This is a genomic window from Wolbachia endosymbiont (group A) of Campoletis raptor (assembly GCF_964026755.1).
In the GTDB taxonomy this organism is placed as follows: Bacteria; Pseudomonadota; Alphaproteobacteria; order Rickettsiales; family Anaplasmataceae; genus Wolbachia; species Wolbachia pipientis.
This window is the reverse complement of sequence record NZ_OZ034695.1, coordinates 195,318-207,975: the sequence shown is the minus strand read 5'-3', so window position 1 is coordinate 207,975 and position 12,658 is coordinate 195,318. Positions and strand designations below refer to the sequence as shown.

Sequence of the window (12,658 nt, the reverse complement as noted above, 5' to 3'; positions counted from 1 at the left end):
GCTGTTGTAATTTAAAAATGGGGAGGTTGGTATGCCTAATACAAAAACAGTAAGAGCATTGGTTAGTGCTTTTAATGTACATAATTATGCTCGTAATACAGTTAAAACTAATTTTACGCTGCAAAGCAGGTACGGGAAGGACTGTATCGTAGTCTCATTTGATAAAGGTATGGAGGATTATCAGTGTAGCGAATATCTTTACAATATGAAAAGGAAGATAGTAGGTGAGTTCTACGGTATTGAAGAAGGAGATACGGATGAGGTAGTGTTAAATACAGCCAAGTTAATTTTTGATGTTAAATCTTTTCCATTTAACGACTATAAAGGAGACTGGTCTGTAGGTAAACAAGGTAGGATTGAGTTTGTAGCACCTATAGATCAAGGTGTAATTTTTAATTTGAAGTCTCATTTGGCTTCTTCACTTGTAAAGGATGTTTTAGAAGATATGCCAACTTGTAGCATAGTTACTAACTCATTCAACAAGGAAAAATATTTGTGTCATTCTAAATTTCCTAATAAAAAATTACGCAAGGAATTTGAGCGTGAGTTTTTATCAAGGATGAGGGAAAAATATGAGAATGCTCCTAAGAACCCTCTGGGGGGTCGAGACAATAGTGTATATATCAGGGACGTTTTTGATGACGCTCGTTTTATTGATAGTGTAACACGGCGTGTCGCATGGCTTATAGGCCGTGATCTTCAAGCTGATAGCAAAAGTCGTAGTGATGTAAGGGCATTTAAAGATTTGATAGTGGAAGTTCTTGATCCATCAACACGTGTGGTGACAAGTGCCTTTTTGTGTGCCTCTCCTTTGAATAGAGAGGAAGCCTCAATTCTTATACCTGTTATACTAAGTAATAGAGGAACTAGGTTTTTAACAAAGGAAGAAGCACGTGATATAAATCATAAATTTAATAATCCTGTACTTGATGATATGAGTGATAAAACTCAAGCAACATTCAAAGTAAATGGAAGCAGTGGGGTATATGGCATAGACTTTTCTAATAAAGAAATTTCTCACTGTATGATAACTAAAATTATAGAAAGCTCTGTAATCAATGCAAAGCATGAACTGTCCATTGACCATGAGTTTCCTCGAACGCTATTAGCTGAAGCATCACCGACACGGGAGTTTCCCAAGCGAAGTCGTGGTGAAGGGTTAGAGAAGCATCCCAGGCGAAGATCGAAAAAAGAGGAAGAAACAGAGCCTTTCCGGGGGGTGCTGGGGGAAATAGATCCAAGTCAATCCACTTGTGATCAATCACAGCTATCTTTAGGTGCTTATGAAAGTATGCTAATAGAGATTCGGGGTCAGCAAGTGAGATATAGGCCATTATCGATTCCTTCTCCTAGAGCATGGGATAATTCAATATTCTTAAATCCTGGGGTTTCTAATGAGGAACCTGAAAAACAGCAAGTTACTGATAAAAGTGATCGAAAAAGTAGTGATGAGTGTTCTGAAGCAAAGTCACAAGAGAGTGAATCTCCGGAGAAGAAACATGGGGGTGGTCCTTTGTGTAGTAATTCGTTTATAGGTAGTGTGTGGTCAAAACTAAAAGGCAATGTGCCACCTTCTCTTGAGCGAAATAACAGAGAACGTAGTTCGGTGTGTTCGATATCTTCGAGTGTAAGTGCTCCTGTAACTCCTGTAACTGAAAAACCACCTGTGTCTAAGTCATCTTCTTCATTCCCAGGTAGAATAAGAGCAGAAAGTAATCCACCCTCAGAAGTGACTTCTCCTACGCATGAAGGTGGATCAGAGTGGCAACAACGTCTTAATCCTGATCAGAGAGAGGAACTACACCCATTTCTTTCTCCTGAGGAACAAAAGAAGCTAGACTCCAACTCTTTCTCCCCTGGGAAGGAGCAGCATTTATATTTGACGCGTACTCCTGAGGGGAAAAGGGAGCTAAGCAGATCTCTATGTGAGAGTGAAGAATCACAGTTACGGCGACTTGCAGAAGCACAATTATCGTCACCTGATAACTCTAGTTCTAAAAAAGTTGATAGAGATAGTGGTTTTTGTTCTATGGGTTCTCCTGCTGCGCAACATCAGGGAAGTGTCCCTTCAGAGGTTAAAGAGTGTGAGGTAGAGCCTGTATCAGAGGCTTTGAGAAAATAAATTTAGGTTTTTAGATATCCACCCAAGTGTTTTATTAGGGTTGGAGCCAAAATCCCTGACCCTGAAAGCACTGGTGTTAATTTTTCTCATCCATTGCAGATATTGCACGGTACTAAATATTTAAAAAGTATTAATATAAAGATATCAATAAAATTATTGTATCCGTTCAGCGAGTGGCAGAATAAGGTAGACAAGGTGATCTAAAAAGATAATCATAGAGCAAAAGTGAAATAATATGGTAAACCTTTTAGAACTTTGCAAAAATTTACAGCAAAAAATAGAAAGGTTAGAAGCAAAAATAGAAAGATTGGAAAAAGAGAATGAAAGTTTAAAAGCAGAAAATAAGGCTTTAAAGATAGAAAATGCTGAGTTAAGAGAAAGACTCGGTTTAAGCTCAAAAAATTCATCAATACCAAGTTCCAAAGAGTTGTATAAAATAAAAAAGAATAAGCCGAAAAGCGAAAGGAATATTGGCGGTCAGGTTGGTCATAAAGGAAGTTTTCGCGCCAACATGGATGCAGATAAAGTAGTAAAGATAGAGTTGCCTAATACTTGCGAATTCGGAGGAGAAATTGCAATATGTGAAAAACCATATATTCATCAGAAAGTTGATCTTCCAGAAATCAAGCCTTATGTAGTGGAATATCAGTTAGAACATGGCCGTTGTCGGAGATGCGGAAAGAGAAGAAGTAGCAAGTTACCAGAAGGTGTTACGCCAGATACATTTGGTCCAAGGGTTAAGTCAATAATTGCAGCGTTCAGCGGATTCTACAAAAATTCAAAACGCGAAATAGCGAGTGTCGTAAATGATATCTTCAATTTGAACATAAGCGTCGGTAGCATATCAAATAGTGAACATAGAGTTGCTTCAAAATGCAAAAAAATGTATGAGCAGATCGAACAAGAGATAAGTAGGAGTAAAGTTCTACATATTGATGAAACGAGCCATTATAACAAAGGTAAACTCGCTTGGTGTTGGATGTTTGCAAGCAATACGGCAAGTTTTGTAAAATTTACAGAGTCAAGAGGAATGAAAGTTTTACAAAATAGTAAATTCTGCAATCGCAATAGCTTGGTAATAACTGACAGGTATGCAGCATACAATTATTTTGCCGATAAAAACAGGCAAATCTGTTGGGCACATTTATCAAGAGATTTTGAAAGATTAGCACATAGTTGGAATATTGAAGTTAAAGTTCTGGGTTGTTACTTGAGAAACGTGGCCACTGAATTATTTGCACTAAAAAAAGCTTTACTAAAAAGTGAGATAGATGTTTTGAGGTTTGTCAGACGTGCCAGAAAATTAAGAAAACGTACAAAGTATTACTTGAAGGAGATATCTCGTTTACCTGAAGCAATTGGAGCCTCTCGAGTTGCAAAAAATGTTCTGAGATCTGAAAGAATGATGTGGAAATTTTTAGATGACCCAGAAAATATTCCGCTGACAAATAACCACGCTGAACGGCAAATTCGGCATTATGTCGTTTATCGCAAAAACTCATATTTTACACAATCAAAGCGGGGAAATACATTCCTTGAGCGGATAATTTCATTATACTTAACTTGGAAACAAAGGGGTCTCAATCCTTTCCAAAATCTCCTATCTATTGTTTCTTAAACCACTCTCCTGAACGGATACTATTTTTTTTCTAATATTCCCAACGCTAGTACTTCTTCATATAATGTACCTATACTAGCATAGCCCTACGTCATACCGTGATTCATTCCACAACTGTACAAACATTGCAATATGGCACGATATCACATAGTAAACGATGTCATTCCAGTGCGTGAGACTGGGATGACATCATCCTTTTTTTTGGATTCCAGCGTCACGCGCTGGAATGACACCTCTCTTGGGCTCTCTTAGCTATAAATATTAAGGAATTTACCAAACGAAAAAAAGGCAAAAGAAGCCCCGTGGTTGGCTAATTACTTACATTATACTTTCAAGTATGGCGTTTTTTTATTCTAAACGCTTAATAACCGCGATTTAGTTGCTTTTAAGCCGCAACTAATCTAAATTATAAACATTAAGAAATTTACTAAACAGAAAAAAAGGCAAAAGAAACCCTAGGGTAGCTAGTTATTCACTATCCATTTTTTAAATCGGCGTTTTTTGATGTTTTAAATAGCGCATTTCAGCTTATATTAGGTAAAAACCTAGAAATTTTATAAAGACATAAGGTGCACATAGTGCAAAAAATTAAACATGGGACGCCAGATACGTGAGTTTTTTTGTCATTTAATCTGTACAGAGAAGATAAATAAATAGCTTCAGTTTCATGATAAGGGGGCTGGCGGAGTTTGTCAAGGGATTTTTGACGAAATGATTTTGAAAGCAAAGAGCGGGAGAAGGGGTTCGAACCCTCGACCTCAACCTTGGCAAGGTTGCGCTCTACCAACTGAGCTACTCCCGCAATTAAATTAACCTAAATTTACTTAATTATAGGCATATACAGCGATTTGTAAACCCCGTGTACACGAAAAATGTGAGAGCCCATAAATTTGCGTGGTTCCTTCTATGATCTTTTCGTATACTTAAGACTCATTTTTGATTATCATAGGTTTTCAATTGTGCCAAAAAATGTATTAATTTTATGGGAATATTTTTATATAAAGACGACTTGCCAGCTAGTTCAATACCAGATGATATAAGGTCTATAGCTGTTGATACCGAGGCAATGGGGCTACTTCATAGCAGAGATAGATTATGCCTTGTGCAGCTCTCTTTTAATGATGGCAACGCTCACTTAGTTCAACTCAAGAACGATTATACAGCGCCAAATTTGAGAAAAATATTAGAGGATAAAAATATAACTAAAATATTTCACTTCGCGCGATTTGATGTAAGCATAATACGTTATTACTTGGAAACTTGGGCACTTCCGTGCTATTGCACAAAGATAGCTTCACGTTTAGTTCGTACTTACACAGATAATCATAGCTTAAAAGAGTTGTGCTTAGAGCTGCTTGATACCAAACTAAATAAGCAGCAGCAATCTTCTGATTGGGGAAATGAAAATTTAACAGACAAACAAAAAAGTTATGCTGCATCTGATGTTTTGTATCTCCACAGGATAAAGGAAAAGCTAGACTTAATGCTGGAACGTGAAAATAGAAAAGAATTGGCCCAAAAGTGCTTTGAATTTCTTCCTACTCGTATTGAGTTAGACTTAATGGGTTGGGAAAACGTGGATATCTTTAACCACCAGATGTAATAGAAGTTTTTTGTTTGTGCAAAACACTTTAGGGCAATTTTTCAAGCTCTGCGGTAAGAATTTAGTTGATTAACTGCTAATGGATACGCTATATTTTACAAAAATTTAGGTATTTTATGAGTGATGATATTACATCGGTAAATGATCAAAATTTCAAATCTGAAGTCACTGACTATAAAGGGTTTGTTCTGATAGACTTTTGGGCAGAATGGTGTGGGCCATGTAAAAGTCTAATGCCACGTATCGAACAATTGGCTAAAGACAGAAAAGGCAAGATTAAGATCTGCAAATTCGACATAGATGAAGGGACTGAAGTGCCAAGTAAGTATGGAGTGCAATCTATACCCACTTTAATCATATTTCAAGATGGTAAGGAAATTGCACGCAAAATTGGTGCAACAAATGATTTGTCAAGTTGGGTTGATAGTGAAATAAGCTAATAGACAAATTTGCTTTTGTGTGTATTATAAATATTGATAAAAGGGATTGTAGCTCAGTCGGTTAGAGCAGTTCGCTCATAACGAATTGGCCGTAGGTTCGAGTCCTACCAATCCCACCATTGTATTGATCTTAGCATGATCGTAACAATGAGAAAGCTATAGTATATGAACTATATATTAATGTAATGGGGGAAATGATGGAATTTACTAAGTCTCTAAATAACAAGTTAGATGAATTGCACTTACTAAATCATCCATTTTACCAGTCATGGAATACAGGAAGCTTAAGCTTGCAAGCTTTACAAACCTATGCTAAAGAATATTATCACCACGTTGCTGCGTTTCCTCGTTATATCAGTGGTATACATTTTTTGTGCCCAGATCTAAAAATGCGACAGGTTTTGCTTGGTAATTTGATAGAAGAAGAACAAGGTGATGAAAATCATCCAGAGTTATGGAAGCGTTTTGCTGAAGGACTTGGAGTAGCACGGTCTGATCTTCTTGAAGATGCACAAGTTAAGGAGACACAAGAATTAGTTGACGGTTACTTTGATATTGTACGATCAGATTTTGCTTCCGGTTTGGGTGCACTTTATGCTTATGAACGTCAAACTCCAGAGGTTTCTAAGTCTAAAATTGAAGGTTTAAAAAAACACTATTCAATAAGTGATGAGCGTTCTCTTCAATTTTTTACGGTCCATATGCATGCTGATGAATGGCATTCTGAGGAATGTGCAAATCTTATTGAAGATCTAGATGAAAAAGAGCAAGATAAAGTTATGCAGGGTGCTCAAAAGGGAGCAAGGCTCTTGTGGGGTTTTCTTGATGGAATGATGAATGCTAGCGTGTGTTAGTAGTTGTAAGTAGCTTAAACTCAGTGATGTTGGAATGCAATGTCTGCATGTAATCTTCTTATATCTGACTTACGGCTTTGGGTTCATTTAGGTTATAGTGCAGAAGAGAAGTATCATTCTCAATTAGTTAGTGTTAATATTGATTTTACCTTTAAATCCCCCCCTTTAGGACTTACAACTGACCGGCTTGAGGATACTATATGCTACTTGGAGGTAGTTCAGAGTATTCAATCTCTCGTTCAAAGCAAGCAATTCAACTTAATCGAGCATTTAACTCATGATATATACAGGACCATTAATAACCTTGTGATGCAAAAAAAGCTTATTATTTCTTCTATAGGCGTAACTATTCACAAAGTTGCACCACCTGTCCCCAGTGTGCATGGAGGTGTTTTCTTTACTTATCGTAATGCGTTGCAGGAATGATTTACATTTCTATTGGCTCAAATATGGGGAATCGCTTTTCCCATTTACAAAAGGCTGCTCAGTTACTGCAGGAACGCTATTTTAAAAATTTAAAATCTTCAATTATTCTGGAAACTAAGGCTATTTTACCAAATGATGCTCCACCTGGGTGGGACAGGCCATTTCTAAATATGGTTGTGTATGGAAGTTGTTCTTCTTCTCCTGAAGAGCTGTTAAAGGGCCTTAAACAAATTGAATGTGACATTGGCCGTCTGCAGGTCTATGAAAAATGGGCACCTCGCGTTATTGATTTGGATATTTTGTTATGGGATGACCTGACACTTGATACACCCTACCTTAAGATTCCTCACCCAGAATTGATAAACAGACCATTTTTGCTTCACTTGATGGCAATGCTGAGTCCCATGGCAGTAGTTAACAAAACGTTTGGTACTGTTAACCCTAACATTAAGGATTGCTTTTTAAGGAGTTTTACGCTTTCACCAGAGCTTATAGGTATTGTCAATATTACTCCTGATTCATTTTCAGATGGTGGTCTTTATTATGATGCAGATCAAGCAACCAAGCAGGCACTGCGGCTGTTATCAGATGGTGCAAGCATAGTTGAACTTGGTGCTCAATCAACAAGACCTGGCTCCTCAATACAAACTCCAAAAGCAGAGTATGCACGCTTAAAACCAGTGCTTGATGACCTTAATCAATATATGAAAGTTGGTGACATTAAAGTCAGCATTGATAGTTTCTGGCCAGATGTTATTTTGAACGTTTTGGAGCACTACAACATTGCCTGGGTAAACGATCAGAAGGGAGATCTAGATGATAATACCTTAAAAGCGATTGCTAGCAGTGGATGTAGTATCGTTATTATGCATTCACTCTCCATACCACCACATAGTGACAACATTATCCCAAGTGACATTGATCCAATTGATACCATAAGTAATTGGGCAGAAAGGAACATTAATAGATTACTAGCTCTAGGTTTTGATCAAAGCTCGATCATTATTGATCCTGGTATTGGTTTTGGCAAATCTATGTACCAGAATATCCAGATTTTACGCAGTATAGAAACGTTACAAAATTTTGGCTGCAAAGTTCTGGTTGGTCATTCTAGAAAGTCATTTATTTCTTCTTTTTCTACAGAACCTGTCTTTAACCGAGATTTAGAAACAATTGCTTTATCATCTGCATTGCACAACAAGGTTGATTTCCTTCGAGTGCATAATGTGCGTGATCACATGCGATTCTTTGTAGCTCAAGCTGCTTTACAGGGATGCTAGTTATCGGAATTATGGCTGTTGATCCCAAGGGGGTAATTGGAATAAATAATGGATTGCCCTGGCATTATCCAAGTGAGTTAGATCATTTTCGTCAGGTGACTGACAAACAAGTTATTGTTATGGGAAGAAAAACATTTGAAACTATGCCTCAAAACATATTGAAGGATCGTATCCCTGTTGTTTTTTCTCGTAACAAATTAAATTCTTGTTTTAACAGAGGAGTAAAATGCACTATTATTTCTTCTATGCAAGAGTTTTTGTCAATCCAAAGTAGTTCTAAAGTCTTCATGATTGGTGGAGCACAAATAGCGCACCTTTTTTTGGAGTATGATCTAATTTCAGAGTTTATCATAACAGAAATTCACAGACTTTATAAAGGTGATGTATATTTCAACTTAACACTTCTTGATGGATGGTATAAAACCGCTCTTGCTCAAACAAAAGATTATACTATATGCAAGCTGACACGTTAATATGCATGTTGAAGCAATTTATACCCACCGCATTGAATGTGGAGAAGTATTAGAGCAGGTTCTTGATTGCTATGTTTCAGAGTTGCTAAGAGAGGAAGTTGTTCTTGCTATCACATCAAAAATCATTTCTATTTGTCAAAAACAAGTGGTTTGCAAAACTGCTTGTTCTAAAGAAGAGCTAATCAAAAGAGAAGCTGATGCAATTGTTGATGTAGACCATAATTCTTACGGCATCTATTTAACAATCAAAGACAATATCTTAATTCCATCTGCTGGTATTGATGAATCAAATGGTAATGAAATGTATATTTTATACCCAAAGGATGTTCAGAAAACAGCTCTATCAATATGGAACTATCTCAAGACAAAACACTGCATAAAACATCTTGGTATTTTGATTACAGATAGTAACATAACACCTATGCGCCTTGGGGTTACGGGCGTTGCTCTTGGTTGGTGTGGATTTGAACCACTTTATTCCTATATAGGCAAGCCAGATCTTTATAATCAACCACTGCAAGTAACACAAGTCAATCTTCTTGATGCACTGGCAACATCTGCTGTTTTAGTTATGGGAGAAGGGGCAGAGCAAACACCGATGGCAATAATTAGTGGTGCACCAAAGGTTCACTTTCTTACTCATCCGCCAACTACAGAAGAAGAAAAAAGTGTGAAGATATCTATGGAAGAGGACCTTTACTCTCCTCTCCTCATGCGAGCCCGCTGGTTAAAGAGTTAAAGAGGAACTTAAAAATTTGCTATTAGACTTCTTAGAGGTTGTCCACAAACCAAGGAATACGTAGTATATAAAGAAAGAATATTGAGGTAAGAGATGAGGAAAAAATATCCAACAGATTTAAGTAAAAGGGAATGGGCAAGAATAGAAAAACACTTCAGAGTATCGTACAAGAAAGGAGGAAGGCCACCAAAATACAGTAAGTGTGAGATAGTAAATGCAATTCTTTATATACTGCGCACAGGATGTCAATGGCGCTATTTACCACACGATTTTCCGCCGTGGAAGGCTGTGCATGAACAGTTTAGAAGATGGAAAAAGCAGGGAATTTTTGAGAAAATGAACTATGATATCACTAAATATAGTAGGTCAAAAATGGGAAGCCGAGCGCATGCATAGTGGACAGTCAATCGGTAAAAACCACGGAAAAAGGGGGGGCAAAGGTTATGATGGTGCGAAAAAGGTAAAGGGGAGAAAAAGACATATAATCACAGATACTCAAGGATTTGTGCTTGGTTGCTATGTAGGAGCTGCAAGCGAAAATGACAGAGATGGGGTGAAGATGGCATTGGACAATATGAAGGAAAAATACAGCAATATTAAGAAAATGTGGGCTGATATGGGATACCAAGGAAAAGATTTAAAGGATTACGTAAAGAGAGAATATGGGATAGATATTGAAATTGTCAAAAGGCCTCCATGTAGGTTTTGGGTGCATAAAGATACACCACTAGAACTATTGCCACAACGGGATCCTGGATTTTCAGTACAGCCGAGAAGGTGGGTGGTAGAGAGGACTTTTGCTTGGATCAATAGAAATAGAAGGCTATCAAAGGAGTACGATTTACTTACAACATCTACTGAAAGTTTCATATATCTGGCTATGAGTAAAGTTATGTTAAGTAGGGAATATGCTTGATTTACTGGTTTGTGGACAACCTCTGATATGCTGCCAACACTTATGTTCAAATTAAAAATGTCATTTATGATACTAGCCACTTCACGCTTTGAGTTTTTGTAAAATCCGCTGAGTGCTGCAATTATAGACTTAACCCTTGGACCAAATGTATCTGGCGTAACACCTTCTGGTAACTTGCTACTTTTTCTTTTTCTGCATCTCCAACAACGACCATGTTCCAATTACTACATAAGGCCTAATTTCCGGAAGATCAACTTTTTGGTGAACATAAGGTTTTTCGCATATTACAAGCTCTCCTCCGCATTCGCAAATATTAGGCAACTCTATTTTTACTACTTTATCCGCTTCCATTGTGGCATGAAAATTTCCTTTATGCCCAACCTGATCGCCAACATTCCTTTCGCTTTTTGGCTTGTCCTTTTTTATTTTGTATAGCTCTTTTGAGCTGGGCAGGGATGAGTTTTTTGAATTTAAACCGAGCCTTTCCTTTAATTCAGCGTTCTCTATCTTTAAAGCTTTATTTTCTGCTTTTAAGTTTTCTATCTCTGCTTTCAGTTTTTCTATTTTTTGCTGTAAATTTTTGCAAAGTTCTCAAAGGTTTACCACATTACCTCACTTTTGCTCTATGATTATCTTTATTATCTTGCTTTGTCTACCTTATTCTACCACTCCGCTGAACGGATACAATTTACTAAACAGAAAAAAAGGCAAAAGAAACCCTAGGGTAGCTAGTTATTCACTATCCATTTTTTAAGTTGGCGTTTTTTAATGTTTTAAATAGCGCATTTCAGCTTATATTAGGTAAAAACCTAGAAATTTTATAAAGACATAAGGTGCACATAGTGCAAAAAATTAAGCATGATTTACGCCAAATACATTAAGTTTTTTGTCATTAATCCACTGCAGAGATTGCGAAGATAAATAAATAGCTTCAGTGTTATAATAAGGGGGCTGGCGAAGCTTGTCAAGGAAGTTTTTATGATTTATCTAACGAACTTTACACTTGCTAAAGTTGTACCATCTTGGTAACTTTAACTGAAAGAAGTTATTTTTTATCCAATATGAAAAAAGCCTTTATATTCACATCCTTAATAGCAATTATATTGATAGTTATTACTTATTTATACAGAAACGACGGAACTAATGACTCACAAGTGGTAAATGTTTATTCATCGCGCAAAGAAGAATTAGTACGTACTTTGTTTGATGAATTCACGAAAAATACAGGTATTAAAGTACGTTACATCATTGATGATTATTCTCAGCTACTTTCACGAATGGAAAACGGTGGTGAAGCTGACTTATTTTTGACTGCTGATGCAATCAACTTAATTCTAGCAAAAAAAAGAGGACTTTTATCTCAAGTAGATTCAGGGGTTTTAAAAAGTGTTATACCTGCAAGATTTAGAGACAGTGAAGATTATTGGTTTGGTCTTACAAAAAGAGCTAGGATATTGGTTTACAATAAAGAGTCAGTAGACCCTAAGGACTTAAGTACTTATGAAGATTTAGCAAATGAAAAATGGAAAGGAAAAATATTAGTGCGTTCTTCTACAAGTCCATATAACAGATCGTTAATTGCTTTTATGATTGCAAATAATGGTTTTGAAAAGACGAAAGAATGGGTAAGCGGAATTGTGAGCAATATGGCAAGAAAACCAAGTGGTGGTGATACTGATCAAATTTACGCCGTAGCAGCGGGTGAGGGAGATGTTGCAATAGTAAACAGCTACTACTTTGCGAGAATTCTTTCATCAGAAAATAAAAAGAATGTTGCAGACAAGCTAGGGGCTTTTTTTCCTAATCGCAACGATCACGGTGTAATGGTAAACATCAGTGGTGCAGCAGTAACAAAAAACGCAAAAAACAGGGAAAATGCTATAGTCTTATTGGAATTTTTAGTAAGCAAGCAGGCTCAAGAGTTATACGCTAAAAAAAACCAAGAATATCCTATTATTGAAGGCGTTGAAACTTCCGATATACTAAAATCTTGGGGAAATTATTCACAAAGTGATTTGCCTCTAAGTGAACTTGAGAAGCATCTTTTTGAGGCTGTTATGATAGCGGATGAGTGTAAGTGGAAGTAATCCCCAGCGCCACTAAACATTGGGATGAAAGATTTATGCTAATATACCTTACTCTTGACTCGCTGAACTTTTTCTTCCTTCTAACTTAATTTTGACTTTA

10 protein-coding genes, 2 tRNA genes and 2 pseudogenes are annotated in these 12,658 nt (G+C 36.8%); 12 read left to right on the top strand and 2 right to left on the bottom strand.

The window, feature by feature from the left end; genetic code table 11:
- The first annotated feature begins 31 nt into the window (after positions 1-31).
- Positions 32-2,122 (top strand): hypothetical protein, encoded by a 2,091-nt coding sequence (locus AAGD74_RS01025; protein ID WP_341810673.1) that lies wholly within the window; start codon positions 32-34, stop codon positions 2,120-2,122.
- 235 nt (positions 2,123-2,357) lie between these two features.
- The gene (locus AAGD74_RS01020; RefSeq protein ID WP_341810574.1) at positions 2,358-3,740 is read left to right on the top strand and encodes an IS66-like element ISWen3 family transposase; all 1,383 of its coding nucleotides are present in this window, start codon (positions 2,358-2,360) and stop codon (positions 3,738-3,740) included.
- 729 nt (positions 3,741-4,469) lie between these two features.
- Here AAGD74_RS01020 and AAGD74_RS01015 read toward each other — a convergent pair.
- Positions 4,470-4,542, bottom strand: a tRNA-Gly gene (locus AAGD74_RS01015).
- 180 nt (positions 4,543-4,722) lie between these two features.
- Between AAGD74_RS01015 and AAGD74_RS01010 the strand changes: the two genes are divergently transcribed.
- The 9 genes and pseudogenes from AAGD74_RS01010 to AAGD74_RS00970 all read left to right on the top strand — a co-directional run bounded on the left by AAGD74_RS01010 (position 4,723) and on the right by AAGD74_RS00970 (position 10,471).
- Positions 4,723-5,343 (top strand): ribonuclease D, encoded by a 621-nt coding sequence (locus AAGD74_RS01010; RefSeq protein ID WP_010962900.1) that lies wholly within the window; start codon positions 4,723-4,725, stop codon positions 5,341-5,343.
- 116 nt (positions 5,344-5,459) lie between these two features.
- The gene (trxA, locus tag AAGD74_RS01005) at positions 5,460-5,783 is read left to right on the top strand and encodes a thioredoxin (RefSeq protein WP_006279168.1); all 324 of its coding nucleotides are present in this window, start codon (positions 5,460-5,462) and stop codon (positions 5,781-5,783) included.
- A 42-nt stretch (positions 5,784-5,825) separates the two neighbouring features.
- Positions 5,826-5,902, top strand: a tRNA-Ile gene (locus tag AAGD74_RS01000).
- A gap of 78 nt (positions 5,903-5,980) precedes the next feature.
- Entirely contained in the window at positions 5,981-6,637 is a 657-nt protein-coding gene (locus AAGD74_RS00995) for a CADD family putative folate metabolism protein (RefSeq protein ID WP_077188312.1), read from the top strand.
- A gap of 39 nt (positions 6,638-6,676) precedes the next feature.
- On the top strand, positions 6,677-7,063 hold the full coding sequence (locus AAGD74_RS00990) for a dihydroneopterin aldolase (protein ID WP_007548841.1): 387 nt from the start codon (positions 6,677-6,679) through the stop codon (positions 7,061-7,063).
- Positions 7,060-8,343, top strand: a complete 1,284-nt coding sequence (folP, locus tag AAGD74_RS00985) for a dihydropteroate synthase (protein ID WP_077190481.1) — start codon at positions 7,060-7,062, stop codon at positions 8,341-8,343. Before AAGD74_RS00990 ends, folP begins: the two co-directional genes overlap by 4 nt.
- Complete coding sequence (locus AAGD74_RS00980) at positions 8,337-8,816, top strand: dihydrofolate reductase (protein WP_006279286.1); 480 nt, start codon at positions 8,337-8,339, stop codon at positions 8,814-8,816. Before folP ends, AAGD74_RS00980 begins: the two co-directional genes overlap by 7 nt.
- Position 8,817: 1 nt before the next feature.
- Positions 8,818-9,555: a putative folate metabolism gamma-glutamate ligase gene (locus AAGD74_RS00975; protein WP_338482543.1), complete on the top strand. Its 738-nt coding sequence runs from the start codon at positions 8,818-8,820 to the stop codon at positions 9,553-9,555.
- A 93-nt stretch (positions 9,556-9,648) separates the two neighbouring features.
- Positions 9,649-10,471, top strand: a pseudogene (locus AAGD74_RS00970) (IS5 family transposase).
- 16 nt (positions 10,472-10,487) lie between these two features.
- Here the strand turns inward: AAGD74_RS00970 and AAGD74_RS00965 are convergent.
- Positions 10,488-11,035, bottom strand: a pseudogene (locus AAGD74_RS00965) (DUF6444 domain-containing protein); the annotation flags it as partial.
- Positions 11,036-11,532: 497 nt separating this feature from the next.
- Here AAGD74_RS00965 and AAGD74_RS00960 point away from each other — a divergent pair.
- Entirely contained in the window at positions 11,533-12,558 is a 1,026-nt protein-coding gene (locus AAGD74_RS00960; RefSeq protein WP_006279947.1) for a Fe(3+) ABC transporter substrate-binding protein, read from the top strand.
- Positions 12,559-12,658 lie beyond the last annotated feature (100 nt).